This window comes from Promicromonospora sp. NPDC057138, from assembly GCF_042670845.1.
Classification (GTDB): domain Bacteria; phylum Actinomycetota; class Actinomycetes; order Actinomycetales; family Cellulomonadaceae; genus Promicromonospora.
Map to the genome: position 1 here is coordinate 76,463 of NZ_JBHUUX010000011.1, position 26,812 is coordinate 103,274.

The window sequence follows — 26,812 nt, forward strand, 5'->3', positions numbered from 1 at the left end:
GGAAACAGCACTGACGGAAACGACGGGCGCAATCCGGCGGAGGAACGCTACTCATGCGCCAGAGAACCAAGTGCACCTGATCGCTCTGGACATCGACGGAACCTTGACGGCAAGCGGAAGCCTCGAGGTGCCCGCGGAGACCGTCGCTGCTGTCGGTGTCGTCCGGGAGGCCGGGCATCATGTGGTTCTTGCTTCGGGCCGGTCTCTCGCGGGGGTGATGCCCATCGCTCGGGCACTGGGCATCACCGATGGCTGGGCCATCGCGTCGAACGGCGCCGTGATCGCGCGCCTGGACGCGAGGCCGGACGGATACGACCTCGACGCCGGCACCGACGTCAAGATCCTCGATGTGCGCGCGGTGATCACCGCAGCCCTGAACGCACGCCTGCCCGGACTGCAGATCGCCGTCGAAGAGATCGGCATCGGCTACTACGTCGATGCCGTCTTTCCCACTGGCCTTCTGCGTGGCCAGCAGATGGTGCTGCCGGTCCACGAGCTGCAGTCCCTCGCCTCACCGCGGATCGTGCTGCGCGCACCGGGGGTGCACGCCCTGATCAACCCGCTGCGGGCGGTCGGGCTCACCGCCACACCCGCCGACGTCGACTGGGTCGACGTCACCGGACCGAACCTGTCCAAGGCGAGCGCGCTGGAGACCGTCCGGCGCCGGCTCGGCGTCCCAGCCGAGCGCACCGTCGCCGTGGGTGACTCCGTCAACGACATCGAGGCCCTGACCTGGGCGGCCCGCGGTGTTGCTATGGGTGACGCGCCCGACCACGTCCGCGCCGCCGCCGACGAGGTCACCGGAACACTCCACGAGCACGGCGCCGCCACCGTGCTCCGATCGATGGCGGCCGCGCGGTGAACCTCGCCGTCGTCGGGCAGCAGGCGCAGGAGGCACAGCGACGATGAGCCCGCCCGACCCGACAAACAGTGCAGCGAAGCTGCGATGCCCGCGTATCACTGGGCCCACGACGCCACCGCCGCCGTCTACCACGTCTCCACCTGACGCCATCCGCTCAGACTTGGGTCGAGATGACCTTCGTCCCTGGTCCGGCTGCCCGCGGGCGAGGAATGCTGGTCGTGTGGTCGCGCCGGCCCGCCTTCGGCGAGACCGTGGAGTCATGGCACGAGCACGCGATCGCGGGCGCAGACCGTTCGGAGGCGCGATGAGCACGCATGCGGACGGCCGGACCGGAGCCGCCGCCACGAGCACACCGGTGGGCGAGCGGTACGTCTACGACCTGTCGGAGGGGAACGCCGACATGAGGGCGCTGCTCGGCGGCAAGGGTGCGGGCGTCGCCGAGATGATGCGCATCGGCGTGCCCGTCCCGGACGGCTTCACGGTGACCACCTCGGCGTGTGTCGCCGCGATGCGGAACGGCGGCGCGTGGCCCGAGCGGCTCTGGGACGAGATCCAGACGCACCTGGACGCCCTGGAGCGACGCACGGGCCGCACGCTGGGGGCTGCCGAGCGGCCGCTGCTGGTGTCGGTGCGGTCGGGTGCCGTGCTCTCTATGCCGGGGATGATGGACACGATCCTCAACCTGGGCATCTCGGACGAGTCTGCCGAAGGCCTGGCGGCCGAGTCGGGCGACCCGCGGTTCGCGTGGGACTCGTACCGCCGGTTCGTGCAGATGTACGGCGAGGTGGTCGAGGGCGTGCCGGGGCAGGCCTTCGAGGACGAGCTGACGACGCTCAAGGAGCGCCGCGGGGTGACGCTGGACACCGCGCTGACGACGGACGACCTGAAGGAGCTCGTGGCGACGTTCCGTGGCGTGGCCCGCCAGAGCACGGGCCACGACCTGCCGACCGACCCGCACGAGCAGCTCCGCCGCTCGGTGGACGCCGTGTTCGGGTCGTGGAACAGCCCGCGGGCGCGGGTGTACCGCGGGCTGAACGACATCCCGGACGACCTGGGTACCGCCGTGAACGTGATGCGGATGGTGTTCGGCAACAAGGGCGCCACGTCCGCGACGGGCGTGTGCTTCACGCGCAACCCGGCCACAGGCGCCAAGGAGCGGTACGGGGAGTTCCTCCTCGACGCGCAGGGCGAGGACGTGGTCGCGGGCATCCGCACGCCGCGGCGCCTGCCGGAGCTGGAATCAGTGCTGCCCGCCGCGTACGCGCAGCTCATGGCCACGATGGACCGGCTGGAGCACCACTACAAAGACATGCAGGACATCGAGTTCACGATCGAGGACGGCACGCTGTACCTGCTGCAGGTGCGCACCGGGAAGCGCACCGCCGCGGCGGCGCTGAAGGTGGCGCGCGACCTCGTCGCGGAGGGCGAGATCGACAAGGAGACGGCGCTGCGGCGCATCGACCCGGCCCAGCTCGAACACCTTCTGCACCCGGCGCTGGATCCCCTCCAGGCCGGAGCCCCGCTCACGCACGGCCTCAACGCCTCCCCGGGCGCGGCGGTGGGCACGATCGTGTTCGACGCCGACACCGCGGCCGAGCGCGGCAGGGTGGGCGACGCCGTCGTGCTCGTGCGGTGGGAGACGACGCCCGACGACATCCACGGCGTCGCGGCGGCCCAGGGCGTGCTCACCGCACACGGTGGCATGACGTCGCACGCCGCCGTGGTCGCGCGCGGCATGGGCAAGCCGTGCGTGGCCGGCGTCGGCGACCTGCGCATCGACGCCGATGCCCGCACGGTGACGATCGGCGACACCGTCCTCACCGAGGCGGACACGATCACCGTGGACGGCACCACCGGGTTCGTCTACCCCGGCGCGCTCCCGCTCGTGCCGCCGCAGATCACCGACGATTTCTCGACCGTGCTGGGCTGGGCCGACGAGGTGCGCCGCCTGGGCGTGCGCGCCAACGCCGACACCGGCGAGGAGGCCACGATGGCCCGCGAGCTAGGAGCCGAGGGGGTCGGCCTGTGCCGCACCGAGCACATGTTCATGGCCACCGACCGCCTGCCCGTGGTGCAGCGCATGATCCTGGCGGACACCACCGAGGCCCGGCAGGCGGCCCTGGACGAGCTGCTGCCCATGCAGCAGTCGGACTTCGAGGAGATCTTCAGCGCGATGACCGGCCTGCCGGTCGCCGTCCGGCTCATCGACCCGCCGCTGCACGAGTTCCTGCCCGACCTGGTCGAGCAGTCCCTGCTGGTGCAGAGGCTGGAGACGGACGGCGCACCCGGGGAGCCCGGGGAGCTGGAGCGGGCGCGAACCCTCCTGGCCCGCATCACGCGACTGTCCGAGGCGAACCCGATGCTCGGCACCCGCGGCGTGCGCCTGTTGCTGCTGCACCCGGAGATCGGCGTCATGCAGACCCGCGCGATCATCCGCGCGGCGCTCGCGGTGCGGGAGCGCGGCCTGGATCCGCGCGTGGAGATCATGGTGCCCCTGGTGGGGTTCGCCGAGGAGCTCCGGCGCGTGCGCGAGATCATCGTGGTCACCGCGGACGAGGAGCTCGCCTCCGCCGGCGTCACCGACCTGGGCTACACGGTCGGCACGATGATCGAGCTGCCGCGCGCGGCCCTCACCGCGGACGAGATCGCTGAGCACGCCGACTTCTTCTCGTTCGGCACCAACGACCTGACCCAGACGGCGGTCGGCATCTCCCGCGACGACGCGGAGGGCTCCTTCCTCCTCCCGTACCTCGAGGCGGGCATCGTGCCGACCAACCCGTTCGCGTCCCTCGACGCCGACGGCGTGGGCGAGCTCGTCCGGCTCGGCGTCGAACGCGGGCTGCGGGCCAGGCCCGACCTCGAGATCGGCGTCTGCGGCGAGCATGGCGGCGACCCCGCGTCGATCGCGGTGTTCGACGGCATCGGCCTCGACTACGTGTCCTGCTCGCCCTACCGCGTCCCGATCGCCCGCCTGGCCGCGGCCCGCGCGAGGCTCGACGCCCCTACGGACGACGACCGCTGACCGATGCCGCGCAGTGGGACCCGCGGCGGGACTCAGGTCACGACCAGGATGCGCGTCGGGTGCTCAGGCGCCTTCGTCGACGTGGATCGCGGCGCCCGGGCAGACGCTCGCGGCCTCGCGGACGCGGTCGTGCAGCGGCTCGGACGGCGTCTCGTCGAGCAGGATGACGATCCCGTCCTCGTCGCGCTGGTCGAACACCTCTGGTGCCAGCAGCACGCACTGCCCGGCGCCGCAGCACTTGTCCTGTTCCACGGTGACCTTCATGGTCGTCCTTTCCTCCGTCGTCGGCCGGGGTGGCTCTGGGTGGCTGTGCTACCAGGTGACCGGGAACTCGTGGATGCCGTAGACGATGGAGTCCTTCTTGAAGGGCAGCTCGTCCACGGGCACTGCCGGCCGGATGTCGGGGATGCGGCGCAGCAGCGTGTCGATGACGATCTGCAGCTCCAGCCGGGCCAGGTTCTGGCCGAGGCACTGGTGCGGGCCGAATCCGAAGGCCAGGTGGTTGCGGGCTCCCCGATCGATGTCGAACACGTCGGGGTCGGCGAAGACCTCCGGGTCGCGGTTGGCGGTGTGGGTGAGGGGGAACACGCCGTCTCCGGCCGGGATGACCTTCCCGCCCACCTCGATGTCCTCGGTGGCGACCCGCCCGATCCCCTGTTCCGCGATGGTGAAGTAGCGCAGGAGCTCCTCGACCGCGCCGAGCGTCTTGCCCGGTTCCCGACGTAGCGCTTCGCGGGCCTCGTGGTCCTGCGACAGCCGCAGGGTGCTGAGCGAGATCATGTTCGCCGTGGTCTCGTGCCCGGCGGTGAGCAGGAGGAAGGCCATGGCGACGAGGTCGGCGTGCCGGACGCCGCCCTGCTCGCGCTGCTGAGCGATCTGCCGGCTGAGCAGGTCGTCGGCGGGCTCCTCCTCCTTGGTCCTGATGAGGTCACCCATGTAGGTCACGAGCTCGACGAGGGCCTGGCGCCGATCGTCGGGCGGCGCGTTGTAGCTGACGATCGTCGCGGAGCGGGCCTGGAAGAAGTCGTGGTCGCCGTAGGGCACACCGAGCAGCTCCGAGATCACCAGCGAGGGCACGGGCAGGGACAGCGCCCGGACCAGGTCGACCGGGCGGGGCCCGGCCAGCATCGCGTCGATGTGGTCGTCGACGATCTCCTGGATGCGCGGCCTGAGCCGGTTGATCCGCTTGACGGTGAACTCGCCGAGGACGGAGCGCCGCGCCTGTCCGTGCACGGGCGGGTCCATCGAGATGAGCACCGGCGGCAGGACGCTCTCCGCTCCGCTCCTCTTCTGCCCCAGCGCGGGGAAGCTGGGGTGGGCCCGCTCGGAGCTGAAGCGGGTGTCGGCGAGCACGGCGCGGATGTCCGCGTGGCGGGTGACGACCCAGGCCTCGGAGCTCTCGGACAGCGCGACCTTGGCGACGGACTCCTGGTCCCGGAGCTCGACGTGCTCGGTGCGCGGGGCGTAGGGGCAGGTGCGGGCGGTGGGCAGTGTCGGCAGTCGTTCGGCGGTCATCGCGTCCCCCAGGATTCGGCCTCATACGGAAGGAGTCCTTCCGCTTGCCGAGGACGCTAGCAAAGCGGAATGCCATCGTCCACTTCTCCGGATTGGTACCGTCCGGTCCATGAGCGAGTGGGACGACGACGGTGCCGGCGACGCGGCCGGCCAGCACCAGGAGGGGAGCCGAATGACGGCCGAGCCGCAGGCGCTACGTTCCGACGCGCGGCGCAATCGCGACCAGATCATCGCCGCGGCCAAGACGCTGTACGCGCAGCGCGGCCTCGACGAGGTGCCGATGGAGGAGCTCGCGCGCCAGGCCGGCGTCGGCGTCGGCACCCTCTACCGGCGGTTCCCCGACCGCGACACGCTGATCAGGGAGATCACCCTGGACAGCTTCCTGACGCTGCTCGCCCGGGCGCGGGAGTCGCTCGTCGACGGCGGCCTGGGCTGGGAGTCCTTCGTCCGCGACCTGGCCACCTCGCCCGAGATGCGCTTCACCCTGCGGCTGACGGTGTTCTCGCCGGGCTCCGGGCAGGTCGTGTGGAACGACCCCCGGCTCCGTGAGGTCCGGGACGAGATCACGGACACGCTGGACGAGCTGGTGCGCGCGGGACAGGAGGCGGGGACGCTCCGCGCCGACGTGGGCACGGGCGACGTGGTGCTCCTGGTCGCGCTCGTGATCATCGGCCTGCAGGCGACCGACCACGGTCAGGCGGACGCCAGGCACGAGCGGATGCTGGCCCTGAGCCTGGACGGGCTGCGGGCCACGTCGAACCAGCCTTTGCCGGACGGCCCGCTCTCCAGCAACGCGCTCGGGCCACGCCGCTGACCCGAGCCGTGCTGGTCAGTCAGTTCGCCCCGGGGGAGGCCCCGTCCGCGGGTGCCGGAGCCGTCGGCTGTCCAGCGCCGTCGCCCTGGTCGTCGCCCTGCCGCCGACGTGCGGCGATCTCGGCCACGATCTCGGCGTGGCGGACGTCGGTCAGCGGGTAGGCGAGCATGATCAGCGCGGCGGCGAGCGCGCACACGGCCGGGACGATCCCGGTGCCGATCCGGATGCCCCACAGGGCGGCCTCGGTCTGCTGAGCGGCTCCTGCCGCGTAGCCACCCAGGGCGAGCGCGTAGGCCCCGACGGCGCCGCCTATCGCCTGGCCGGTCTTGCGGGTGAAGGAGAACAGCGCGTAGGTGATGCCTTCGGTCCGGACGCCGGTCCGCCATTCCCCGTACTCCACCGTGTCCGCCTCCAGCGCCCAGACGAGCATGTTGACCAGCAGGAACCCGAGCATGCCCAGGACCAGGCCCGTGAACGGCAGCACGACGACCCCTGCGGGGGACAGCGCGACGATCAGGCCGCCGAGTGCCATCACCACAGAGCCGCCCATGTACGCAGTGCGCTTGCCGAACCTTCGCACCAGGAACGGGATCGCGGGAGCAAGCACGAACGTCGCGATGAGCTGGATGGTGGACAGGACCGGGAACAGGTTGAGCGCGTGCAGCACGTCGCGCACGTAGTACAGCTGCAGCGTGCTCAGAGACAGCCCACCGGTGATGAACAGGACCGAGCTGACGCACAGCATGAGCAGGGGGCGGTTGCCCTTGAGGGTGGTGAAGCTCTGCCGCATCGAGACATGGGTGACCTCGCGCTTGACCCGTTCGCGGCAGGTGAAGAACGTGAACAGGTAGCAGGCGGTGCCGACGACCATGAAGCACAGGGTGGCGACGGTGAACACGGTCTGCAGGTCCGCCCCGGGCACGAGGCGGGGCGCGATGAGGATGCCCAGGCCGGCGCTGACGATCGAGCCGCCGACGCTGCGCGCACTGGCCAGCTTCGCGCGCTCGCTGGGTACCTGGGTCATGGCCCCGGCCAGGGAGCCGTAGGGGATGTTGACCAGGCTGTAGGCCAGGCCGAGCGCGGCGTAGGTGAGGTAGGCGTAGACCAGCATGCCGGTGTGCCCGATCTGCGGGACGGCGAACGTCGCCACGCTCAGGCCGAGCAGCGGGACGCTGCCGAACAGCAGGAACGGGCGGAACTTGCCCAGGCGCTTGCTGTAGGTCCGGTCCACGACGCGGCCGGCGAAGATGTCGGCGAACGCGTCGAAGATGCGCACGACCAGCAGCAGGGTCCCGGCCGCTGCGGCGCTGATCCCGGCGACGTCGGTGTAGTAGATGAGCAGGAAGGCGCCGGCCGTGGCGAACGCGAGGTTGTTGGCGAAGTCGCCGGCGCCGTAGCCGAGGATCGCCTTCGCGCTCAGCCGGCCGGGGTCGGCGGACGCCGAGCCGGTTTCTGGGCCGGTTTCTGGGCCGGAGACTGCTGAGGGAAGCGGTGCTGAGGTGGACATGGACGGCTCCTTTGCCTGTCGCTGCCGGGTGGGCGGTCTGTGGAGGTCGCTGGCGTGGGTCAGTGCTGTTGCTGTTGCTGCTGTTGCGCGGTCCAGCGCGCGCGCAGGAGGTGGGCGGCGGCCTTGGGCCGGCGGTCCCGGGTGAAGACGCCCTTCTTGTTCCCGTCGACGCGGAAGATCGCCGAGGAGGTCTGGAAGTCGGCGAAGTTCCATACCTGCTCGCCGACCACCGCCTCGACGCGGTCGTGCACGCGGTGGTACAGGTCGAGCACGTCGCGCTGGTACTCCTCGGTCCACGGCTGGGTGTGGACGGCGTGCAGGCCCGCCACGGCGTCGGCGCCGTACTCGGTCATGATCAGCGGGCGGCCGTACTGGTCCTGCCACCGGCGCAGCTCGTCCTCCAGGTGCGCCTCGGCGGAGGCCAGGTCGGCGGTGTCCTCGTACCAGCCGAAGTACCGGTTGAGGCAGATGACGTCGACGAGGTCGGCGACCCGGTCGGTCTCCGGCGTCGCCATGCCGAGATTGACGAACGTGACGGGCCGGGACGGGTCGAGCTCACGGGTCAGCGCGATCAGCGGCTCGAAGTAGTCGCGGGCGCCGGGCTCGTTCGACGCCGGCTCGTTGGCCACCGACCAGAGGATCACCGACGGGTGGTTCTTGTCGCGCGCGACCAGCTCGCGCAGCGCCTGCGCGTGCGCGGCCTGCGTGCGGTCGTTGATCGTGTCGGGGGAGAAGGTCGCGGTCCCGCTGCTGCCGAAGATGCCGCCGCCGATGTTGAGGTTGAGGCCGACGGCGGCGGTCTCGTCGATGACGAGGTAGCCGTGCCGGTCCGCGTACTCCAGGACCTCCTCGGCGTACGGGTAGTGCGACGTGCGGAAGCTGTTGGCGCCGGTCCAGCCCATGAGCGCGAAGTCGTGCACCAGGTAGGCGTCGTCGTGCCCCTTGCCGCGTACCGGGGTGTCCTCGTGCTTGCCGAACCCGGTCAGGTAGACCGGCTCGTCGTTGACCAGCAGTCGCAGCCCGTCGACCCGTACCGTGCGGATGCCGACCGGGAGGACGTACTCGTCGCCGAGGACGCCGTCGTGCTCCAGGACGGCGCGCAGGGTGTAGAGGTTCGGGCTGCCGGGTCCCCACAGGAGCGCGTCCGGGACCCGGAGGTCGGCGCTGGTCCCGTCCGCACGCGCGACGACGTCGCCGGCGGCGTCCGCCAGGTGGAGGCGGATCGTGCCGGCGCCGGTCACGGCGCTCTCGACATGGACGACGCCGGTGGTGCCGTCGATGTCGGTGGTGACCGTGAGGTCGCCGATCCGGTCGGCCGGTGCGCTGTAGAGGGCGACCGACCGGGCCAGGCCGGCGTAGTTGAAGAAGTCGTGCAGGTACCGCTGGCGGCGTGCCCCGGTCGAGGTCACCTCGACGGTGCCGGGCGGGATGGTCTCGTTGGTCAGGGTGTTGTCCACGCCGATCGTCACGAGGAACTCCGCCCCCGGGCTCACCAGGTCGGTGATGTCGGCCTCGAACGGGGTGTACCCGCCGACGTGCTCGACCACGAGCCGGTCGCCGACGTAGACCCGCCCGGCGTGGGTGGCGGCGTCAACGCGGACGAACACCCGCTGGCCCGTCCACCCACGCGGCACCCGCACCGTGCGCTGATACCAGACCCAGCCCACGTGCTCGCGCAGCGAGGGCTCCACGAACAGGTCGTTGTAGCTGGCCGGCACCGGAGCCTCGAGCGTGCCGGGCAAGGACCGGCTGCCTGGAGCGTGGTCGAGGTCGCCCGCGGCGAACCGCCACAGCCCGTCCAGGGTCAGCAGCTCGCGGGTCGCTGAGATCTGAGGTTTGAGCATCGATGCCTCCTTCGTCGCCAAAGCCGACCACACGGTCAGCATTCGTGTCAACCGGTTGCCAAGAATTCTGGTGCGAGCCACCCTCGGTCGTAGAGTCAGGTGGCAGTAGGGCTGTGGTTCGATGGGGCGCGTGAACGCGGACATCGAGAAGGCAGCGAGCGAGGAGGGTGAGGAGTCCGTGGCAATCGGTCGCCGTGGCGCGGTCACGATCTACGACGTCGCGCGGCACGCGGGGGTGAGCCCGTCGACCGTCTCGCGTGCGCTGGGCAAGCCGGGGCGGATGTCGGCGCGGATGGAGCGGCGGATCCAGGAAGCGGCCACGGAGCTCGGCTACCGGGTGAACCCGATGGCCCGTGCACTGCCGACCGGTCGCACCCAGACTTTCGGCCTGATCATCACCGACTTCACCAACCCGGTGTACTTCGACCTGGTGCGTGGCGCCGAGCGGGCGGCCGGCGAGGCGGGGTACACGATGGTCCTGGCCGAGTCCCAGGAGTCCGGTGAGGCGGAGTCGAACGCGGTCGAGCGTGTGCTGCCGCTCGTGGACGGTCTCGTGCTGGCCGCGCCACGCCTGGACGACGAGGCCCTGACCGCGATCTCGCAGGACACCTCGCTCGTCCTGATCAACCGTGCCGTCCCGGGCATCGCCTCGGTCGTCGTCGACGTGCGCACCGGTCTGTCCGCCGCGCTGGACCACCTGCAGACGCATGGGCACAGCTCGATCGGCTACCTCAGCGGTCCGGCCCGTTCCTGGATCAACACCCGGCGCTGGGAGGTGCTGATGGAGGAGGCCCCGCAGCGCGGCATGCACATCGTGGAGATCCCCACCACCGAACCGACCCTCGTCGGCGGACGCGACGCGCTGCGGCGGGTGCGGGCCGCCGGCGTCAGCGCGCTGGTGGCCTACAACGACCTGATCGCGATCGGTCTGCTGCGCGCAGCACAGGCCGGCGGGCTGGACGTGCCGGGTGACCTGAGCATCGTTGGGTTCGACGACATCTTCGGCGCCGAGCTCGTCACGCCGGGACTGAGCACGATTCGCGTTCCGCTCGGCGCGCTGGGCGAGGCCGCGGTCCAGGTCCTGATCGGCCGCGTGGATCCCGGGACCCACGAGCCGGCGAAGACCGAGTTCGTGCCCCGGCAGAGCTCGGGTCGCGCACGCTGACCGTTCTCGCGAGCCGTGGGCGGAGGCGTGGCCTCGTGTGACGCGGACACGTCGCCGAGGCTGGCGCGCTGGTCGGGTACGCCCTCGCGGCGTTCGTCGTGGTGGACGTCCTGACCGGCGTCAGAGCCCGAAATCGGCGTCTTGCACCGCTTGGTGTAACCGTGGTTACATCAAGCAATGGCGGGTGAATGGGTACTCCTGAGCTATCGGCTGCCACGCGAGCCGTCGGCTCCGCGGGTCGCGGTATGGCGGCGGCTCAAGCGGCTCGGCGTGGCACAGATCTCCGACGGGCTGGTCGCGCTGCCCGCCGACGCGCGCACTCGTGAGCAGGTCGAATGGGCGGCCGAGGATGTCGTCGAGCGGGGCGGCGCCGCCAGCGTGTGGCTGGCGCGCCCGGCCACGGACGCGCAGGAGCGGGGCCTGGCGACGGCGATGGCGGCGGCTCGCGCCGAGGAGTACCGGGACCTGGAGTCGGCAGTGCGGCGCGTGCTCAGCGGCGACGCGGACGAGCGGCGTCGTGCCCTGACGGGTCTGCGCCGCAGGAACCGTGAGATCAGCCGCCGGGACTTCTTCCCGCCGCCGGAGCGCGACCTGGCCGCGGCCGCCCTCCGGGAGCTGGCCGACGGCGTCGGCCCGGACGGCCTGTCGCGCTCGTCCGTGCGGCCGAGCCGCGCGGGCCGGAAGTCCCGGGCGGACGGGGGAGCGCGATGAGGTGGGCCACCCGTGCGGGCGTGCACATCGACCGAGCGGCCTGCGCCTGGCTGATCGGGCGGTTCATCGATCCCGGCGCGGAGTTCCTGTTCGTGTCCGACGCCGCCGGCGTCCCGCCGGACGCGACGCCGTTCGACATGCGCGGCGTCGAGCTGGGCCACCACGGTCACCGCTGCAGCTTCGAGACGTTCCTGGTCCGTTACGAGCTGGCCGACCCGGTGCTGGTGCGGATCGGCGAGATCGTCCACGAGGCGGACCTGGACGACGAGCGGTACGACGCACCCGAGGCGCCCGGCCTGGACGTCATCCTGCGCGGGCTGTCCATGACCGGCGACGACGAGCGCACCCTCGCCGTGTCGGGACCGCTGTTCGACGGGCTGTACGAGTACTTCCACCGCGCCTATCTGCTGGGCCGCGACCCGGCCTGACCGCGCCCCACGCCCGACTGCTGGAGTGAGATGACCACCGACAACCACGACGTTCCCGCCGTGCCGGATCCTGCGTCCGGGCCTGCGTCCGGTCCGGCGTCCGTGCCAGGCGGAACCGCGCGCGACCTGATCCCGTTCCGCACCGCGGTGCGCGCGTGGTTCGCGATCTCCTGGCAGACCTTCGGCGGCCCCGCCGGCCAGATCGCCGTCATGCAGCGCACCCTGGTGGACGAGAAGCGGTGGATCGGGCAGGGCCGGTTCCTGCACGCCCTGAACTACTGCATGCTCCTGCCCGGCCCGGAGGCGCAACAGCTCGCCGTCTATACGGGGTGGCTGCTGAACGGGCGGCGCGGTGGCCTGGTCGCGGGCGGGCTGTTCGTGCTGCCGGGGATGCTCGCGCTGCTGGTCCTGTCCGCGGTGTACGTCGCGTTCGGCGAGACCACGGTGGTCTCCGCGGTGTTCGCCGGCCTGGCCCCCGCGGTCCTGGCCATCGTGGTCCAGGCAGTGTTCCGCGTCGGACGGCGCGCCCTGACCAGCCCCGCCCTCGTGGTCCTCGCGGTGGCCGCGTTCGTCGCGCTGTCGCTGTTCGCGGTCCCGTTCCCGCTGGTGGTCCTCGGGGCCGGCGTGATCGGCTGGCTCGTGCACCGGCTCGTGCCCGGCTGGATCGCGACCGCCCCGCGCCGCGACCAGGCGGACGGCCCGGCGCCCCTCATCCCGGACGACTCGCTGCACGCCGAGCGACCGTCGGGCCGTCGCACGCTGTGGGTGCTGGTGCTGGGCCTGGTGGCCTGGTTCCTCCCGGTCGTCGTCGTGGCGCTGGCGACGGGCACCGGGAGCGTCTTCACGCAGCAGGGCCTGTTCTTCTCCGGCAGCGCACTGGTGACGTTCGGGGGCGCCTACGCCGTGCTGGCCTATGTCGCGCAGCAGGCGGTGCAGACCTACGCCTGGGTCACTCCCGGCGAGATGACCAACGGCCTGGCGCTGGCCGAGACCACGCCCGGGCCGCTGATCATGGTGGTGCAGTTCGTCGCGTTCCTCGGCGCCTACCGCAACCCCGGCGACCTCGACCCGTGGGCCGCCGCGCTGCTCGGTGCGCTGCTGACCACCTGGGTCACGTTCGTCCCGTCGTTCCTGTTCATCTTCCTCGGCGCGCCCTACGTCGAGCGGCTCCGCGGCAACCGGACGCTGTCTGCCGCGCTCGCCGCGATCACCGCCGCGGTGGTCGGCGTGATCGCCAACCTGGCGCTGTACTTCACGATTCACACCCTGTTCGCGTCCTCCAGCACGTGGACGGCGGGGCCGTTCCGGCTGACCGTCCCCGACCTCACCACGCTCCAGCCCGCCGCCCTGGGGATCGCGGTCCTCGCCGCGCTGCTGCTGTTCGTGGCGCGCTGGTCGGTGCTGCGGACGCTGGGGGTCTGTGCGGTGGTCGGCCTGGCGCTCGGGCTCGCGGGAGTGCTCTGATCCGCCGGGCCTCCGCTCTGCCGGGGCTCCGTGCATATCCGCATTCATGCGAACTTGCGCACACGCGCAGGTAAGCGCAGGATGGCCGCATGCTGCGCGTCCTTGCCCACGCCGTCTATCGCCGCCTGTTCGCCGCCCAGGTCGTGGCGCTGGTCGGTACCGGCCTGGCCACGGTCGCGCTGGGCCTGGTGGCGTACGACCTGAGCCCGGCCGATGCGGGCGGCGTGCTCGGCACGGCGCTGGCGATCAAGATGGTCGCCTACGTGGTCGTGGCCCCGCTGGCCGCCGCGGCGGTCGCGCGGCTGCCGCGCAAGTGGGTGCTGATCGGCGCGGACGTGCTGCGCCTCGTGGTGGCCGCCTCGCTCCCGTTCGTCGGCGAGGTCTGGCAGGTGTACGTGCTGATCTTCGTGATGCAGGCGGCGTCGGCGACCTTCACGCCGACGTTCCAGTCCGTGATCCCCGACGTCCTGAAGGACGAGGACGACTACACCGTCGCCCTGTCCCTGTCGCGTCTGGCGTACGACCTCGAGTCGATCCTGTCGCCGGTCTTCGCCGCGGCGCTCCTGCTGCTGATCCCCTCCTCGGCACTGTTCTTCGGGACCGCAGTCGGGTTCGCCGGGTCGGCGCTGCTGGTCGTCGCCACCGTCGTCCCCCGGCGGGGCGGGGACAGCACGGCCGGCACGCGGCCCCAGCTGCCGTTCGGCAGCCGCGCCCGGCGCGGGGCCGAGCTCTTCTTCCGCACCCGCACGCTGCGCCCGGTCCTGCTGCTGAACCTCACCGTCGCCGCGGCCGGCGCGTTCGTCCTCGTGCAGACCGTGGTGATCGTGCGCACCACGTTCGGCCGGAGCGAGGACGTCGTCCCGCTGCTCCTGGCCGCGAACGGCGTCGGGTCGATGGCCGCCGCGTTCCTGCTCCCGCGCGTCCTGCGTCGCGTGCCGGAACGGCGGGCGATGCTCACGGGCGCCGTGGCGCTGACCGCCGCCGTCGGGCTCGCGCCGCTCGCGCTCGGTATCGGCGAGCCGGTCCGGGGCCTGGTCGCCGTGGGTCTGCTCTGGCTTCTCGTCGGCCTGGGCTGGTCGTCGGTCGAGACCCCGGTCGGGCGGATCATCCGCCGCAACGTGCCTCCGGCCGACCTGCCCGACGCCTTCGCCGCTCAGTTCTCCTTGTCCCACGCGTGCTGGCTGATCACCTACCCGCTGGCCGGCTGGCTCGGTACGGCCGGGCTGAGCGCCACCGCCCTGGTCCTGGCGGGGATCGCCGGCGCCGCCACGCTCGGTGCCGCGCGCCTGTGGCCCGCCGTCGCCCGGATGCGATGATGTCGTTCGTGGCCACCACCCAGCGCACCACGCCCCCGGAGGCGGACCTCGACCATGCCGTCGACGTCCTGCGGCTCCTCGCCGACCGTACGCGCCTGGCGATCCTGGCCATGCTCGCGGGCACGGAGATGTCGGTGACGGCGATCGCCGAAGCGCTCGGCCGCCCCGGGGCCGGCGTCTCGCAGCACCTGGCGAAGCTGCGTGCGGGCCACCTGGTCACCTCCCGCAGGGACGGGACCACCATCTACTACGGGCAGCCCGACGAGCACGTGGCGGCCCTGGTCGCCAACGTGCTGCAGCACACCGAGCACATGCTCTACGACGTGCCGCCCCACCACCGCTGAGCGGGACAGCAGGGCGAGCGGGCCCGCCCGACGTCCGGCCACGAGCGCTGCCGCGGCGCAGGCGCTGCTGACGCGATAGGTCAGGCGTCCGCGAGCTCGGCGTGGATGCTGTCGCGGGTGACCGGCTGGCCGCAGTGGTGGCAGACCAGGTCGACCTGGACCGGCTCGCCGCAGGTGTGCCGACGGGTGAGGGGCGGGGAGTCCACCGCCCACTTGTCGCCCCACTGGGACAGGGCGAGCGTGACCGGGAACAGCTCCTCGCCCGCCTCGGTGAAGTGGTACTCGTACCGGGGCGGGTGCTCGCTGTACTGGCGTCGCTCGATGACGCCGGCTGCCTCCAGCTTGCGGAGGCGGTCGGCGAGGATGTCGCGGGACACCCCGGTGTAGCCGGCGATCCGGGCGAAGCGGTGCACCCCGTACCCGATCTCGCGCAGGACCAGGAGCGACCACCGCTCGCCGATGACGTCCATCGCCGCGGCCAGCGAGCAGGGGCGGACCTCCAGGGGCAGCTCGGACATGCGGACGCCGGGGTACGTGTCGGTGCTGGTATCGGGTTCGCTCATCAACTCACCATAGGCGAGTGTGTTGCCATTTCCAACTCACCTGGTCTACCGTTGCCGCCAGTCGGTAGGAAATCACAACTCGGTGGCTTCCTCGTGAGTCCAGGAGTTCAACATGACGACAGCTCGCCCCGTGGCCCTCGTGACAGGTGCGTCCTCCGGTATCGGGAAGGAGGCCGCGCTCGGGCTGGTCAAGGCGGGTTTCCACGTCGTCGGCACCAGCCGCGACGTCTCGCGCGCCACCCCGCTCGACGGTGTGACCTTCCTGGACCTCGACGTGGCCGGCGACGAATCGGCCGCCGCCGTGGTCAAGCAGGTGATCGACCGGTTCGGACGGATCGACGTCCTGGTCAACAACGCCGGCGTCGGCTCGATCGGCGCGGCCGAGGAGAGCTCCGTCGCGCAGGCTCAGGCGGTGTTCGACATCAACGTCTTCGGGGTCCTGCGCATGGTGCGGGAGGTCCTGCCGCACATGCGGGCCCAGGGGCGCGGGCGCATCATCAACCTCTCGTCGGTGCAGGGCTTCATCCCCGCGCCCTACATGGCCGTCTACGGCGCCTCCAAGCACGCGATCGAGGGCTACACCCAGTCCCTGGACCACGAGGTCCGGGAGTACGGCGTCCGGGCGCTGCTCGTCGAGCCCGCCTACACCAGGACCGGGTTCGAGGCCAACAGCACGCAGCCCGACCTGCCGCTGGAGGTGTACGCGCAGCAGCGGCAGACCTTCGGCCGCATGATGACGGCGGCGGTCGAGGACGGCGACGACCCCGCCGTCGTCGCCCAGGTGATCGTCACGGCGGCGACGGACCCGAAGCCGAAGCTCCGCTACACCGCCGGCACGCTGGCCGGACGCGCGAGCGTCCTGCGCCGCCTCGCCCCCGCCGGGATCTTCGACAGCCAGATCCGCAAGATGAACCAGCTCGCCGGCTGACCTCCGCCGTCCCACGAACCCACGCTGTCGAAACCAGGAGAAGACCGTGCCAGACACTTCAGACTCCGCCGCCACCGTCGCCCGCTGGCGCGCCGCCGCGGAGAGCGGTGACGTCGGCGCCGCGGTCGCCTGCCTGAGCCCGGACGTGGTGCTCAGCTCGCCGCTCACCGACCAGTTCCGGCTCGAGGGATCCGACCAGCTACGTGACTTCCTGGGCTCGGCGTTCGTCGCGATCGAGGACATCCGCTTCCACACCCAGACCGGCCAGGGCGACACGTACGCGCTGGTCTACCGGGCGCGGGTGGCGGGCCAGCCGTTCGAGGAGGCGCAGCTGCTGCGCTTCGACGACGAGGCGCGCATCGCGGAGATCACGCTCTTCGGGCGTCCTATGCCGGCCCTCACCGCCCTGATGACCACCCTGGGCCCGGCGCTCGCCCGCGGACAGGGCCGCCGCGGCCTCGCCACGCTCCTGCGCGCCAGCGCGGCGCCGATACACGCGATGGTCACCTTCGGAGACCGCAGCGTGGTCCCCCGGACCAAGCCCGGGGCCAGGCGGACCTGAGAGAGCCGGTCCTGGTCAGGGACGTGTCGCAACGCGGATCAGGTCAGCAACTGCACGAAGGCGGCTGTGCGGCGGCCAGGCGATCACCGTTGTCACGGGCGGGGCGTCCAGGACCGGCACGGCGGCGAGGTCCCGGCGCAGGTCGGCGCTGGCTGACTCGGGAAGGATGACAGTGGTGCGGCCGAGCGCGATCAGCTGGAAGAGCTGTGTCAGGTTCCGTACCTCTGCGCCCGGCCCTGCTGGGTAGCTGCCGTCGCGGCCGGGCCAGCGGGCTATCGGCAGCTCTGGCAGTGCGGTGACGTCGGTCATCCGGACCTGAGAGCGGACGGCGAGCGGGTGTGAGGCCGGCAGGACGACGACCTGTCCCTCGGTGTAGAGGGTCTCGGTGTCGAGCCCGGCTGCCGAGTCGAAAGGCAGGTGGAGCAGTGCCACGTCGGCCTGCCCGTCCCGCAGGAGCTGCTGGTGCTCGTGTGCCTCGCAGAGCAGCACCTCGACAGTGGCCGCGCCGGGTTCCGCGGCGTAGGCGTCGAGCAACTTCGACAGCAGCTCGCCGGCTGTGCCCGACTTGACGGCAAGGACCAGGCTGGGGTGCGCTGCCGCGGCCCGTCGGGTACGCCGCTCGGCTGCGGTCACTGCGCTGAGGATGGCGCGCCCTTCCGCCAGCAGCACTCCTCCGGCCTCGGTGAGCGTGACCCTGCGGCTGTTGCGTTCCAGCAGCGCGATCCCGAGCCGCCGCTCGAGCTGGGCGATCGCGCGGGAGAGGGGCGGCTGGGCTATCTCGAGGCGCTGCGCAGCCTTGCCGAAGTGCAACTCCTCGGCGACGGCGACGAAGTACCGCAGCTCACGTATCTCCATCGGCACAGGCTAACGACGGCAGACGCCAGAGCGATACCGCTCGGGTATTGCTGCGCTACCGAGATGGTGTTGGTGCCCGGCCCCAGCGCAGGCATGCTCGCTGTCATGAGCAAGAAGGCGATCGCGCTGGTCACTGGCGCGAACAAAGGAATCGGGTACGAGATCGCGGCCGGGCTGGGCGCGCGGGGCTGGAGCGTCGGTGTCGGCGCCCGGGACGAGCAGCGCCGGGAGGACGCCGTAGCCAAGCTGCGCGCGGCTGGTGCCGACGCGTTCGGCGTACCCCTGGACGTGACCGACGGCGGGAGCGTGACCGCGGCAGCCCAGCTGATCGAGGAGCGGGCGGGACGGCTCGACGTCCTGGTCAACAACGCCGGCGTTGCCGGTGGCTGGCCGGAGCAACCCTCGACCATCGACCTCGAGACCGTGCGGCGACTGGTGGAGACCAACGTCATCGGCGTCATCAGGGTCACCAACGCGATGCTGCCGTTGCTGCGCCGCTCGGAGCACCCGCGGATCGTCAACCAGTCCAGCCACGTCGGCTCCCTGACGCTGCAGACCGCGCCCGGCGTCGACCTCGGGGGGATCAGCGGGGCCTACGCGCCGACGAAGACCTACCTCAATGCCGTCACCATCCAGTACGCCAAGGAGCTGAGCGGCACCAACATCCTGATCAACAACGCCTGCCCCGGTTACGTGGCGACCGACCTCAACGGATTCAGCGGGACCCAGACCTCCGAGCAGGGCGCGGCGGTCGCCATCCGGCTGGCGACCCTGTCGGACGACGGCCCGACCGGCCAGCAGTTCGACGACAACGGGGTCGTGCCCTGGTGACCTGACCTGCCTGGGCCTGCCCGGACGGGCGGGGTCAGCGCAGATCGGTGAGGCCGTCGAGGACGATGGCGATGCCGCTGAGGAACTGGTCGCGGCAGGCCCTAACCGGCCCGACGCCGGTCGTGGCGCTCCGGCAGGAGCTCGAAACCTGCCGACACGTACGTAGCGACGGCGGCCGGGCGGGTGCTCTCGGTGATGACGAGCGCGCTCGACGACCCCAGCTCGCGGAGGGCGGCCGCCCCGGCGACCGTCACCGCCCTGCCGTAGCCGTGCCCGCGATGGTCCGGGTGCACGCCCAGCGGCTCGATCAGCCCGGGCCTGCCGGGGCCGGCCGACCACACGGTGATCGCTCCGACGACCTTGCCGTCGCCATCGCCTTCGCCTTCGCCTTCGCCGTCGACGGCGACCAGGCAGCGCGCGTCGGCGTACAGCGGTCCGGACGCCATCGCGTGCCAGCGTTCGTCGGTGAACGTCGAGCCGTCGAACGCGGCGCGGAGCACGGCCGTGTGCTCGCTCACCCGGTCCGGCCCGACCACCTCGACCCGCACGCCGGCGTCCTCCACGGGGGCGGTGAGGTCACGCCGCAGCGGGGTGAACGGTGCGTCGGTGCCCCAGCCCTCGTCCGCGAGCAGGTCGCTCACCAGGGCGCCGGGCGGTGCCTCGATGTTGACCGCGCCGTCGGGGAGCACCCCGTGCTCCGGCGTCGTCACGTCCGTGACGAGCTGTCGCGCGAGCTCCTCGTCGCGGCGGACGTCGGGCGCCGTCGTCAGCCGAAGTATCCGGGCGCCGTCGAGCAGCCCGACGGCGAGCACCCGTCCGTCCCGGCTCCAGGTCCGGACGGCGGCGGCGGTCGCCTGAGCGCCGAACCTCCAGTACCAGCCCACGTCCCCGGGGTGCAGCTGCACGGGCGCCGCGTCGTCCTGCCACTCGCCCAGTGTGCTGATGATCCCGCTCAGGTCGTCGACGTCGGGCTCGCTGATGCTGACGGTCATGGGCCGATCCAACCTCCACGCGCCGCCGTCGCGCGAGGCTTTTCGCGCGGACCGACGTGCATGCGAGCGGCCGGCCTGGGTCTCGTGGATGCGGCGGATCGACTTCCGGGTCAGCGGCCGCCTGGACGGCCTCCCGCTCGACGTGCTGGCCGGGGGACCAGGAGGTCTCGCTCATGTCCGCGCTGGTCGCCGCCCGTGCCGAGGCCGAGATGACGGCGCGGTGGTGGGACCCGGTCTGCGGCGCGACTGACCAGTAGTGGGCTGAGCGCCGCGCACTGCCTATCGGCGGGCCGTGATGCCGGCCAGGAAGATGTCCACCCCTACCAGGAACTGTGCGCGATCCTCGTGCTCGGGAAGCAGCGACGCGCTCTCGTGAACGAGCGGGTCGGAGTCCTGTCGTGTCCACTCGGCCGCCAGCGCCTCCAGGTGGGCCTTGCGGTCCCCATCGTCGGGGATGCGCCGAGCTCCCGCGGCGTACTGCGCTGCCGCGCCGAGGATGTAGTTGACCAGCGCCGACCCGGCATCGGACCGCGCCGATCCGGTGACGCCGATGTCCTGGAGCTGTGTCCCCAGGACTTTCCAGATCTGGATGACGGCGGGTTGCCACGGTTCCCGGGAGAGCTGGGTTCCGACCCAGGGGTGGGCGTCGATCGCATCGAAGATCCTGAGTGACGTGGCGCGGATCGACGCAGCCGGCTCTTCGTCGTCCTGGACCTCCGCCAGCTCCCGGCCGATGATCCCGTCGGTCGCCGCGGCGAGCAGCTCGTCCTTGTTGGCGACGTGGTGGTAGAGCGCGCCGGCGCCGGTCGACAGGCGGCTCGTGAGGGCTCGGAACGTCAGATGGCTCTCGCCCTCCTCGTCGAGGATCTCGATGGCCGCCTCGACGATGCGGTCGCGGGTGAGGGCGTCGCTGCGTCGCGGGCTTCGCGGGGTCGGCGCGGTCATGCGGCCATCTTGACAGAGTTGGAATCGTGTTCCAACCTAGATCCAGTGGAACAGCGTTCCATTGGTCTCTCGAGAGGAACATCATGACGAACCCCGTCACCATCGTCGGCGCAGGCCTTGGCGGCCTCACCCTTGCCCGCGTCCTGTACCGCAACGGCATCCAGGCCACCGTCTACGACGCCGACGCCTCGCCCGACGCCCGCCCCCAGGGTGGCCAGCTCGACCTCCACGAGCACAACGGTCAGCTCGCGCTCGAAGCGGCCGGGCTCACCCAGGAGTTCCGCTCGATCGTCCACCACGGTGGTGCGGCCTCACGCGTGCTCGACCAGCAGGGGACGGTGCTGGCGGACGTTCCGGACGACGGCACCATGGGCCGCCCCGAGGCCCTGCGCGGCGACATCCGGCGCATCCTCCTGGAATCCCTGCCGGCCGGGACCGTGCAGTGGGGCAAGAAGCTCCTCGCGGCCACCCGGCTCGGCCAGAGCCGGCACGAGCTCTCCTTCGCAGACGGCTCGGCCGTCCGCTCCGACGTCGTGGTGGGTGCCGACGGGGCCTGGTCGAGAGTCCGGGCACTGCTCTCCGCCGAGAAGCCGACGTACGCGGGGGTGAGCTATGTCGAGACCTACCTGTACGACGTCGACGAGCGCCACGCCGCGACGGCCGAGGCGGTCGGCGCGGGCGCGCTGTACGCCTTCGTCCCGGGCCGGGGATTCCTCGCTCACCGCGAGGCAGGCAACGTCATCCACACGTACGTCGTGCTGAGCCGCCCGGCCGAGTGGTTCGCGGGCATCGACTTCACCGCAGCCGCGGTCGCCAGGGCGCGGATCTCGGCAGAGTTCGGGGGATGGGCGCCTGAGCTCACCGCACTGATCAGCGAAGGCGAGACCGACCCCGTCCTCCGGAGGATCTATCAGCTCCCCGACCGCCACCGGTGGGACCGGGTTCCCGGGGTGACGCTCCTCGGCGACGCCGCACACGTCACCGTCCCTGGCGGGGAGGGCGCGAATACCGCCATGCTCGACGGCGCTGAGCTCGGAGGGGCGATCGCCGCGCACCCGGACGACGTCGAAGCCGCCTTCGCGGTCTACGAAGAGATGATGTTCCACCGGAGCGAGGCCGAGGCCGTCGCCGCGCACGAGACCATCGATCTCATCTTCGGTGACGGAGCTCCCGATGGGCTCGTCAACCTCTTCAACGGCAACGCCGAGTTCAACGACGCAACCGAACTGGACGTCGCCCGCTAGCCGGACCCGCCGTCGGGTCGGTGCGACGTCACATCCGGGCGCGCAGCACGTCGATCTCGCCACCCGGCATGGCCGGGTCGAAGCCGTGCTCCATCAGCCAGCGGATCCCCAGCAGGCTGCGCAGCGACCACCACCCGTGGATCACGTCGAGGTCGACGTCGGCGCCGTAGCCGGCGGCGACGTCGCCCAGGTGCTCCTGGTGCCCGAGCGTCAGGGTGGCGAGGTCGGACAGGGCGTCGCCCTGGCTCGCCTCGGTCCAGTCGATGACGCCGGTGACCTCGTCGCCGTCGACGAACACGTGGGCGACCTGCAGGTCGCCGTGCGTGAACACCGGCGTCCACGGCCGCAGCGCGGCCGCCGCGACCTCGCGGTTGCGGGAGACCAGGTCGGCGGGCAGCGCGCCGCTCGTGACGAGCCACTCGCACTCGGCGTCGAGCGCCGACACGAGGCCGTCGAGGCTCCGGCCGGGCCAGGGCGGCAGCGGCGCGTCGTGCAGCTTCCGCAGGGCGGCGCCCGCCGCGACCCACGCCGCGGACGACGCGGTCGACGGCTGCCCGAGGCGGGCGAGGGCCGTCCCAGGGAGTGCGGCGAGCGCGAGCACCGGCGGCTTGCGCCAGAGGATCTCGGGGGTCGGGACCGGCGCCAGGGCCATCGCCTCGACCTCGACGTCGGTGCGTGCCTGGTCGCCGTCGACCTTCAGGAACACGTCGCCGACGCGCAGCGTCGCGCACTCGTCATGGGCGACGACGACCTTGACCTCTTCTATGCCCTCTTCCATGCCCTCTTTCATGCCGGCCATCATCGCGGGGGTGCCCACCGGCGTCACCGTTTTTGTCGGGACGTGACCGCGGCGTCAGTGCTCGTCGTAGTCCGGTGCTCGTCGTACTTCAGTGCTCGTCGTAGTGGTCCCCGTGCGCGGCGTGCTTGTGCCCGTCGTGCATGTAGTCCACGTGACCCTCGTGCGGGACCGGAGAATGGCCGCAGCCCACTCCGTGCGTGTGGTCGGCCAGGGTGTGCTCGGCTACCGACTCGTGCTCGTCGTAGTGGTCGCCATGCAGGGCGTGGTGGTGCGTCCCGTGCACGAAGTCGACGTGGTCGCCGTGCTGCACGGTCGAGTGGCCGCAGTCCGCGCCGTGCTGGTGCTCCGTCGTCGTGTGCTCGGCATGCAGGTCGGTGGTAGCCATGCTGACTCCTTCTGCTCCCGGTGGACGAGTGGACGAGTGGATCGGAGTCCACATTCCCATCGCACCACGGGGGCGAGCGGGCCGCGAGGTGGCCGTTCTCCCGACGGGGCTCACGGCCACCGCATCACGAGGTGCCCTTCAGGTGCGGGGCGTCGTCGTCCGTACCGATCGGCGCGGCGAGGCCCGCGGCGCGGCGCGCCCAGGACACCTCGCGGATGTCGATGAAGGCGCGGATGCAGTCGTCGCAGCCGTACAGGTGGGTCTCCAGGCGGCGCTGGTGGCGCGGCTGGAGGTTCCTGTTGATGTAGTCGTGCATGGCGGCGCGGGTGAGCCGGCACTCGGCCTCGTGGATCACGCCGACACCGACCGGCGCGGCGTCGGCCACGGCCAGGCCGGCCAGCCCTGGTAAGTCGGGCAGGAGGAAGCGAAGCAGCGAGATGTCGGCCTCGTCCTCGGCGTCGAACGCCGCCCTCAAGTCGTCGAATCGCAGATCATCCGTGGTCGTCACGCGAACTTGCCCCCTGTTACGTATCGCCCGGTCGTGACCGGCTGGTACTAGTTTCACGTTGGATGGTGTTTCATAGAAATTCGGGTGTGATACGGACATTTTCGTCTATGCCCGACACCAACAACGCCCCCGGCCCTGCGTTACGGGACGATCGGCGTTACGGGACGACTGGCGTCACGGGACGACCGGCAGCGGGTGCACGACGCCGGTGCCGGCGTCCACGAGCGCGGCCCGCGTCAGCGTGCCGGTCAGGGGCAGGATCTCGTACGCCGCTTCGAGCACCAGCGGCGTCTGCTCCAGCCGCACGCGCGTGGCCACCGTGACGTGCGGCGTCCAGATGCCCGGGACGTAATGCTTGTGCAGCTCGTCCTCCGTGACGCCGAGCGCCGTGACGACCCGCTCCTGGCGTGCCAGGAGCGTGCTCGTCACGGCAGGGACCAGGCTCATCCGCCCGCGCCGGAATGCCGCGACGGCGTCGAACCGGATGGCGGTCGGACCGGCGTCGGGCAGCGCCTCCATGGCGGCGCGCACCTTGTCGAGATCCCAGGAGCGCAGCACCGCCAGGGACAGGTGCGGTACGTGCCGGCCGTGCGTGTGCGTCGCGAGCGACGGCACGCCGTCGGCCTCGAGCCGCTGCCACAGCCGTCGCAGGACCCGCTCGGTCGGCCCGTCGAACAGCAGACATACCGCCAGCGCCATCGTCCCAGCGTATGCCGGGCCTGGATCACCCGGCGGACTCACCCTGAGGGCGTGTGGTCGCGAGGCAGCCGCACGGTGAACGTGGTCCTGCGCGGGCCGGGCTCGTCCGCGGTGGTGGAGCGGACGGCGATCGTGCCGCCGTGTGCGGTCACTATCGCGTCGGCGATGGCGAGCCCGAGGCCGGTCGACCCGCTGTTGCGGTTGCGTGCGACGTCGGCGCGGGTGAAGCGGCGGAAGAGCGTGGGCCGCAGCTCCGCGGGGATACCCGGCCCGTCGTCGGAGACGTCGAGCACGACGGCGTCGCCGTCGCGTCCGAGCCGCACGTCCACGTGCGTCCCCGGCGGGGTGTGCGTGCGCGCGTTGGCGAGCAGGTTGGCGAGCACCTGCCGGAGGCCGGACTCGTCACCTGCCATGACCAGCCCGTCCTCGATCGCGGCTCGGGTGGTGTGCGAGACGTCCTCGTCGCTGGTTAGGTCGCCGGGCAGGTCGAGGGCCCAGGCGTGGTCCGGGCCGGCCGCGTGCGCGTCCATGACCGCGTCGATGGCAAGGGCCGCCAGATCGACGGGTGACCGGTCGAGCGGCCGCCCGGCGTCGAGGCGCGCGAGGAGCAGCAGATCCTCGACGAGACCCGTCATGCGTACCGCCTCGGACTCGATGCGGTCGAGCGAGCGCTCCGCGGTCGGCGGGAGGTCCTCGGGGGCGCGGCGGACCAGCTCGGCGTAGCCGCGGATCGACGCGAGCGGCGTGCGCAGCTCGTGGCTCGCGTCCGCGACGAAGCTGCGCACCTGCGTCTCCGAGTCGTGCCGGGCCTGGAGCGACGTCTCGACGTTCTCGACCATGCGGTTGAGCGCTGCGCCTACCTGTCCGACCTCCGTGCGCTCGTCCGTGAGGGCTGCGGGGACCCGGGGGATGGCGGTGATCGCGCCCCGGGAGAGCTCGAGCTCCGAGACCCGGCTCGCCGCGGCCGCGACGTCGTCGAGCGGGCGCAGGGAGCGGCGCACGAGCGCCGCCCCGACGAGGACAGCGGCGACCAGCGCTGCGACGCCGAGCGCCACCTCGACCAGGACGTAGCGCCGCACGGTCGCGGCCACGGTCTCGGTGCTCGTCGCGACGACCGCTGCCTGTCCGTCGTCGGTCGTCCGGTGCACCGCGCGGAACGAGCCGAGGTCGCCCAGGCTCACGTCGTGCGGGCGCCCGTCCGCGGGAACGGCCTGGAGCTCGGCGACCTGGTCGTCGTCGAGCGGCAGCCGCTCGAGCGACGTCGTGACGTGGGCGGCGAGGACCAGCTCGCCGTCGAGATAGCGCACGACCGCGGTGCTGGGCCCGAGGCCGGGCGGGAAGGCCGACCGGGCGATCCCGTCGGGAAGGCCGTCGGGGACGTCGTCCGGTGCCGGCACCGGCGGCGCGGGGATCTCGTCCGACGACGGGCCAGCGGGCAGCTCGTCGCCGAGCAGCGGCGGGGGACCCTGGGTGAGCCGCTGGCTCGCCTGTTCGAGCTCGTGGTCGACCTGAGTGAGGAGCTGCGAGCGGAGCACCGCCGTCGACGCCGCCGCGAGGCCGACCGTCACGGCCAGGACGACCGCCACGAGCACGAGCACGAGCCGCCTCCGCAGCGCGATGGGCTCTCGCGCCGGGGTCTGCCGCGCCCGGGTCCGCCGTGCGGGGGGAGGCGTCGAGGAAGGCCGGGCGTCAGGCACGTGCGGGACCCGCCCCCGGTGCGGGCTTGAGGAGGTACCCGACGCCGCGCAACGTGTGGATCATGGGCTCGCGCCCCCTGTCGATCTTGCGGCGCAGGTAGGACACGTACAGCTCGACGATGTTCGCCTTGCCGCCGAAGTCGTAGTTCCAGACACGGTCCAGGATCTGGGCCTTGGACAGCACGCGGCGCGGGTTGCGCATGAGGTAGCGCAGCAGCTCGAACTCGGTCGCCGTGAGCTGGATCTCCTCGCCCGCGCGCCGCACCTCGTGCGCGTCCTCGTCGAGCTCCAGGTCGCCGACGACGAGGACGCCGTCCTCCCCCAATGCGATCGCGCCCCTGCGCCGCAGCAGGCCGCGCAGCCGGGCGACGACCTCTTCGAGGCTGAACGGCTTCGTCACGTAGTCGTCGCCGCCCGCGGTGAGCCCGATGACCCGGTCCTCGACCGCGTCGCGTGCCGTGAGGAACAGCACCGGCATCCGGGCCTCCCGCTCGCGCAGGCGGCGCAGCACGGTGAACCCGTCCATGTCCGGGAGCATGACGTCGAGCACCACGATGTCCGGAACGGTCTCGCGCGCCATCCGGATCGCCGAGAGGCCGTCGAGGGCGGCGGAGGCGTTCATCCCCTCCAGGTGCAGCGCGGACGTGAGGAGCTCGGCGAGGTTGGGCTCGTCGTCGACCACCAGCACCCGGACGGGGGAGCCGTCCGGCCGGGTGAGGCCTGACTGGTCGGGGCTGCCGACGGGCGCGGGTGCGGCGGTCATGGAGCCAGCCTGAACCCGCGCCCGGTGATCCTCCTGAACCGTACCTGTG

General features: G+C 71.8%; 27 protein-coding genes. 13 read left to right on the plus strand and 14 right to left on the minus strand.

The window, feature by feature from the left end:
- Positions 1 to 70 precede the first annotated feature (70 nt).
- Both ACFT2C_RS10105 and ppdK read left to right on the plus strand, forming a co-directional pair.
- Positions 71 to 862 (plus strand): HAD family hydrolase, encoded by a 792-nt coding sequence (locus ACFT2C_RS10105; protein WP_377206906.1) that lies wholly within the window; start codon positions 71 to 73, stop codon positions 860 to 862.
- Between the two features lie 304 nt (positions 863 to 1,166).
- Positions 1,167 to 3,884 (plus strand): pyruvate, phosphate dikinase, encoded by a 2,718-nt coding sequence (gene ppdK / locus ACFT2C_RS10110; RefSeq protein ID WP_377206907.1) that lies wholly within the window; start codon positions 1,167 to 1,169, stop codon positions 3,882 to 3,884.
- 63 nt (positions 3,885 to 3,947) lie between these two features.
- On the opposite strand, the gene ACFT2C_RS10115 is transcribed toward ppdK, so the two are convergent.
- Both ACFT2C_RS10115 and ACFT2C_RS10120 read right to left on the minus strand, forming a co-directional pair.
- On the minus strand, positions 3,948 to 4,148 hold the full coding sequence (locus tag ACFT2C_RS10115; protein ID WP_377206908.1) for a ferredoxin: 201 nt from the start codon (positions 4,146 to 4,148) through the stop codon (positions 3,948 to 3,950).
- A gap of 48 nt (positions 4,149 to 4,196) precedes the next feature.
- A complete protein-coding gene (locus ACFT2C_RS10120) occupies positions 4,197 to 5,399 on the minus strand; it encodes a cytochrome P450 (protein ID WP_377206909.1) in 1,203 nt (400 codons plus the stop codon).
- A 109-nt stretch (positions 5,400 to 5,508) separates the two neighbouring features.
- On the opposite strand from ACFT2C_RS10120, the gene ACFT2C_RS10125 reads away from it, so the two are divergent.
- Complete coding sequence (locus ACFT2C_RS10125; RefSeq protein WP_377206910.1) at positions 5,509 to 6,213, plus strand: TetR/AcrR family transcriptional regulator; 705 nt, start codon at positions 5,509 to 5,511, stop codon at positions 6,211 to 6,213.
- A gap of 19 nt (positions 6,214 to 6,232) precedes the next feature.
- Here ACFT2C_RS10125 and uidB read toward each other — a convergent pair whose 3' ends face one another.
- Together uidB and uidA are read right to left on the minus strand one after the other, a co-directional pair.
- The gene (uidB, locus tag ACFT2C_RS10130; RefSeq protein WP_377206911.1) at positions 6,233 to 7,720 is read right to left on the minus strand and encodes a glucuronide transporter; all 1,488 of its coding nucleotides are present in this window, start codon (positions 7,718 to 7,720) and stop codon (positions 6,233 to 6,235) included.
- Between the two features lie 59 nt (positions 7,721 to 7,779).
- Entirely contained in the window at positions 7,780 to 9,564 is a 1,785-nt protein-coding gene (gene uidA / locus ACFT2C_RS10135; protein WP_377206912.1) for a beta-glucuronidase, read from the minus strand.
- Positions 9,565 to 9,694: 130 nt separating this feature from the next.
- On the opposite strand from uidA, the gene ACFT2C_RS10140 reads away from it, so the two are divergent.
- From ACFT2C_RS10140 to ACFT2C_RS10165, 6 genes are all read left to right on the plus strand, one after another.
- The gene (locus ACFT2C_RS10140) at positions 9,695 to 10,729 is read left to right on the plus strand and encodes a LacI family DNA-binding transcriptional regulator (RefSeq protein WP_377206913.1); all 1,035 of its coding nucleotides are present in this window, start codon (positions 9,695 to 9,697) and stop codon (positions 10,727 to 10,729) included.
- 177 nt (positions 10,730 to 10,906) lie between these two features.
- The gene (locus ACFT2C_RS10145) at positions 10,907 to 11,440 is read left to right on the plus strand and encodes a Chromate resistance protein ChrB (protein ID WP_377206914.1); all 534 of its coding nucleotides are present in this window, start codon (positions 10,907 to 10,909) and stop codon (positions 11,438 to 11,440) included.
- The gene (locus ACFT2C_RS10150; RefSeq protein ID WP_377206915.1) at positions 11,437 to 11,868 is read left to right on the plus strand and encodes a chromate resistance protein ChrB domain-containing protein; all 432 of its coding nucleotides are present in this window, start codon (positions 11,437 to 11,439) and stop codon (positions 11,866 to 11,868) included. Before ACFT2C_RS10145 ends, ACFT2C_RS10150 begins: the two co-directional genes overlap by 4 nt.
- Before the next feature lie 30 nt (positions 11,869 to 11,898).
- The gene (gene chrA, locus ACFT2C_RS10155; protein ID WP_377206916.1) at positions 11,899 to 13,332 is read left to right on the plus strand and encodes a chromate efflux transporter; all 1,434 of its coding nucleotides are present in this window, start codon (positions 11,899 to 11,901) and stop codon (positions 13,330 to 13,332) included.
- A gap of 89 nt (positions 13,333 to 13,421) precedes the next feature.
- On the plus strand, positions 13,422 to 14,648 hold the full coding sequence (locus ACFT2C_RS10160; protein WP_377206917.1) for an MFS transporter: 1,227 nt from the start codon (positions 13,422 to 13,424) through the stop codon (positions 14,646 to 14,648).
- A gap of 8 nt (positions 14,649 to 14,656) precedes the next feature.
- Positions 14,657 to 14,992: an ArsR/SmtB family transcription factor gene (locus tag ACFT2C_RS10165; protein WP_377206918.1), complete on the plus strand. Its 336-nt coding sequence runs from the start codon at positions 14,657 to 14,659 to the stop codon at positions 14,990 to 14,992.
- Between the two features lie 80 nt (positions 14,993 to 15,072).
- On the opposite strand, the gene ACFT2C_RS10170 is transcribed toward ACFT2C_RS10165, so the two are convergent.
- Positions 15,073 to 15,555, minus strand: a complete 483-nt coding sequence (locus ACFT2C_RS10170) for a winged helix-turn-helix transcriptional regulator (RefSeq protein WP_377206919.1) — start codon at positions 15,553 to 15,555, stop codon at positions 15,073 to 15,075.
- A 112-nt stretch (positions 15,556 to 15,667) separates the two neighbouring features.
- On the opposite strand from ACFT2C_RS10170, the gene ACFT2C_RS10175 reads away from it, so the two are divergent.
- Positions 15,668 to 16,483 carry an oxidoreductase gene (locus ACFT2C_RS10175; RefSeq protein WP_377206920.1) on the plus strand — a complete coding sequence of 272 codons (816 nt, stop codon included), beginning with the start codon at positions 15,668 to 15,670 and terminating at the stop codon, positions 16,481 to 16,483.
- Between the two features lie 46 nt (positions 16,484 to 16,529).
- Positions 16,530 to 17,045, plus strand: coding sequence for a nuclear transport factor 2 family protein (locus tag ACFT2C_RS10180; RefSeq protein WP_377206921.1), 516 nt, complete (start codon positions 16,530 to 16,532; stop codon positions 17,043 to 17,045).
- A 15-nt stretch (positions 17,046 to 17,060) separates the two neighbouring features.
- On the opposite strand, the gene ACFT2C_RS10185 is transcribed toward ACFT2C_RS10180, so the two are convergent.
- Positions 17,061 to 17,900 (minus strand): LysR family transcriptional regulator, encoded by an 840-nt coding sequence (locus ACFT2C_RS10185; protein WP_377206922.1) that lies wholly within the window; start codon positions 17,898 to 17,900, stop codon positions 17,061 to 17,063.
- A gap of 105 nt (positions 17,901 to 18,005) precedes the next feature.
- On the opposite strand from ACFT2C_RS10185, the gene ACFT2C_RS10190 reads away from it, so the two are divergent.
- Positions 18,006 to 18,731: an SDR family oxidoreductase gene (locus ACFT2C_RS10190; RefSeq protein ID WP_377206923.1), complete on the plus strand. Its 726-nt coding sequence runs from the start codon at positions 18,006 to 18,008 to the stop codon at positions 18,729 to 18,731.
- Between the two features lie 101 nt (positions 18,732 to 18,832).
- Here the strand turns inward: ACFT2C_RS10190 and ACFT2C_RS10195 are convergent, their stop codons facing one another.
- A complete protein-coding gene (locus tag ACFT2C_RS10195; RefSeq protein WP_377206924.1) occupies positions 18,833 to 19,723 on the minus strand; it encodes a GNAT family N-acetyltransferase in 891 nt (296 codons plus the stop codon).
- A gap of 279 nt (positions 19,724 to 20,002) precedes the next feature.
- The gene (locus tag ACFT2C_RS10200) at positions 20,003 to 20,668 is read right to left on the minus strand and encodes a TetR/AcrR family transcriptional regulator (RefSeq protein WP_377206925.1); all 666 of its coding nucleotides are present in this window, start codon (positions 20,666 to 20,668) and stop codon (positions 20,003 to 20,005) included.
- 83 nt (positions 20,669 to 20,751) lie between these two features.
- On the opposite strand from ACFT2C_RS10200, the gene ACFT2C_RS10205 reads away from it, so the two are divergent.
- Positions 20,752 to 21,912, plus strand: a complete 1,161-nt coding sequence (locus ACFT2C_RS10205) for an FAD-dependent oxidoreductase (protein WP_377206926.1) — start codon at positions 20,752 to 20,754, stop codon at positions 21,910 to 21,912.
- A gap of 28 nt (positions 21,913 to 21,940) precedes the next feature.
- On the opposite strand, the gene ACFT2C_RS10210 is transcribed toward ACFT2C_RS10205, so the two are convergent.
- From ACFT2C_RS10210 to ACFT2C_RS10235, 6 genes are all read right to left on the minus strand, one after another.
- Positions 21,941 to 22,729 (minus strand): phosphotransferase family protein, encoded by a 789-nt coding sequence (locus ACFT2C_RS10210; protein ID WP_377206927.1) that lies wholly within the window; start codon positions 22,727 to 22,729, stop codon positions 21,941 to 21,943.
- A gap of 70 nt (positions 22,730 to 22,799) precedes the next feature.
- Complete coding sequence (locus ACFT2C_RS10215; protein WP_377206928.1) at positions 22,800 to 23,096, minus strand: hypothetical protein; 297 nt, start codon at positions 23,094 to 23,096, stop codon at positions 22,800 to 22,802.
- A gap of 124 nt (positions 23,097 to 23,220) precedes the next feature.
- Entirely contained in the window at positions 23,221 to 23,604 is a 384-nt protein-coding gene (locus ACFT2C_RS10220; RefSeq protein ID WP_377206929.1) for a zf-HC2 domain-containing protein, read from the minus strand.
- Between the two features lie 174 nt (positions 23,605 to 23,778).
- Positions 23,779 to 24,303, minus strand: coding sequence for a 2'-5' RNA ligase family protein (locus tag ACFT2C_RS10225; protein ID WP_377206930.1), 525 nt, complete (start codon positions 24,301 to 24,303; stop codon positions 23,779 to 23,781).
- A gap of 38 nt (positions 24,304 to 24,341) precedes the next feature.
- A complete protein-coding gene (locus ACFT2C_RS10230; RefSeq protein ID WP_377206931.1) occupies positions 24,342 to 25,901 on the minus strand; it encodes a sensor histidine kinase in 1,560 nt (519 codons plus the stop codon).
- A gap of 91 nt (positions 25,902 to 25,992) precedes the next feature.
- Positions 25,993 to 26,763, minus strand: coding sequence for a response regulator transcription factor (locus ACFT2C_RS10235; protein ID WP_377206932.1), 771 nt, complete (start codon positions 26,761 to 26,763; stop codon positions 25,993 to 25,995).
- Between the last annotated feature and the right edge of the window lie 49 nt (positions 26,764 to 26,812).

Coding starts and splice junctions, on each gene's coding strand:
- ppdK (WP_377206907.1), top strand. CDS start 1,167: ATGAGCACGCATGCGGACGGCCGGACCGGAGCCGCCGCCACGAGCACA.
- ACFT2C_RS10115 (WP_377206908.1), bottom strand. CDS start 4,148: ATGAAGGTCACCGTGGAACAGGACAAGTGCTGCGGCGCCGGGCAGTGC.
- ACFT2C_RS10120 (WP_377206909.1), bottom strand. CDS start 5,399: ATGACCGCCGAACGACTGCCGACACTGCCCACCGCCCGCACCTGCCCC.
- ACFT2C_RS10125 (WP_377206910.1), top strand. CDS start 5,509: ATGAGCGAGTGGGACGACGACGGTGCCGGCGACGCGGCCGGCCAGCAC.
- uidB (WP_377206911.1), bottom strand. CDS start 7,720: ATGTCCACCTCAGCACCGCTTCCCTCAGCAGTCTCCGGCCCAGAAACC.
- uidA (WP_377206912.1), bottom strand. CDS start 9,564: ATGCTCAAACCTCAGATCTCAGCGACCCGCGAGCTGCTGACCCTGGAC.
- ACFT2C_RS10145 (WP_377206914.1), top strand. CDS start 10,907: ATGGCGGGTGAATGGGTACTCCTGAGCTATCGGCTGCCACGCGAGCCG.
- ACFT2C_RS10150 (WP_377206915.1), top strand. CDS start 11,437: ATGAGGTGGGCCACCCGTGCGGGCGTGCACATCGACCGAGCGGCCTGC.
- chrA (WP_377206916.1), top strand. CDS start 11,899: ATGACCACCGACAACCACGACGTTCCCGCCGTGCCGGATCCTGCGTCC.
- ACFT2C_RS10160 (WP_377206917.1), top strand. CDS start 13,422: ATGCTGCGCGTCCTTGCCCACGCCGTCTATCGCCGCCTGTTCGCCGCC.
- ACFT2C_RS10170 (WP_377206919.1), bottom strand. CDS start 15,555: ATGAGCGAACCCGATACCAGCACCGACACGTACCCCGGCGTCCGCATG.
- ACFT2C_RS10175 (WP_377206920.1), top strand. CDS start 15,668: ATGACGACAGCTCGCCCCGTGGCCCTCGTGACAGGTGCGTCCTCCGGT.
- ACFT2C_RS10185 (WP_377206922.1), bottom strand. CDS start 17,900: ATGGAGATACGTGAGCTGCGGTACTTCGTCGCCGTCGCCGAGGAGTTG.
- ACFT2C_RS10190 (WP_377206923.1), top strand. CDS start 18,006: ATGAGCAAGAAGGCGATCGCGCTGGTCACTGGCGCGAACAAAGGAATC.
- ACFT2C_RS10195 (WP_377206924.1), bottom strand. CDS start 19,723: ATGACCGTCAGCATCAGCGAGCCCGACGTCGACGACCTGAGCGGGATC.
- ACFT2C_RS10200 (WP_377206925.1), bottom strand. CDS start 20,668: ATGACCGCGCCGACCCCGCGAAGCCCGCGACGCAGCGACGCCCTCACC.
- ACFT2C_RS10205 (WP_377206926.1), top strand. CDS start 20,752: ATGACGAACCCCGTCACCATCGTCGGCGCAGGCCTTGGCGGCCTCACC.
- ACFT2C_RS10215 (WP_377206928.1), bottom strand. CDS start 23,096: ATGGCTACCACCGACCTGCATGCCGAGCACACGACGACGGAGCACCAG.
- ACFT2C_RS10225 (WP_377206930.1), bottom strand. CDS start 24,303: ATGGCGCTGGCGGTATGTCTGCTGTTCGACGGGCCGACCGAGCGGGTC.
- ACFT2C_RS10235 (WP_377206932.1), bottom strand. CDS start 26,763: ATGACCGCCGCACCCGCGCCCGTCGGCAGCCCCGACCAGTCAGGCCTC.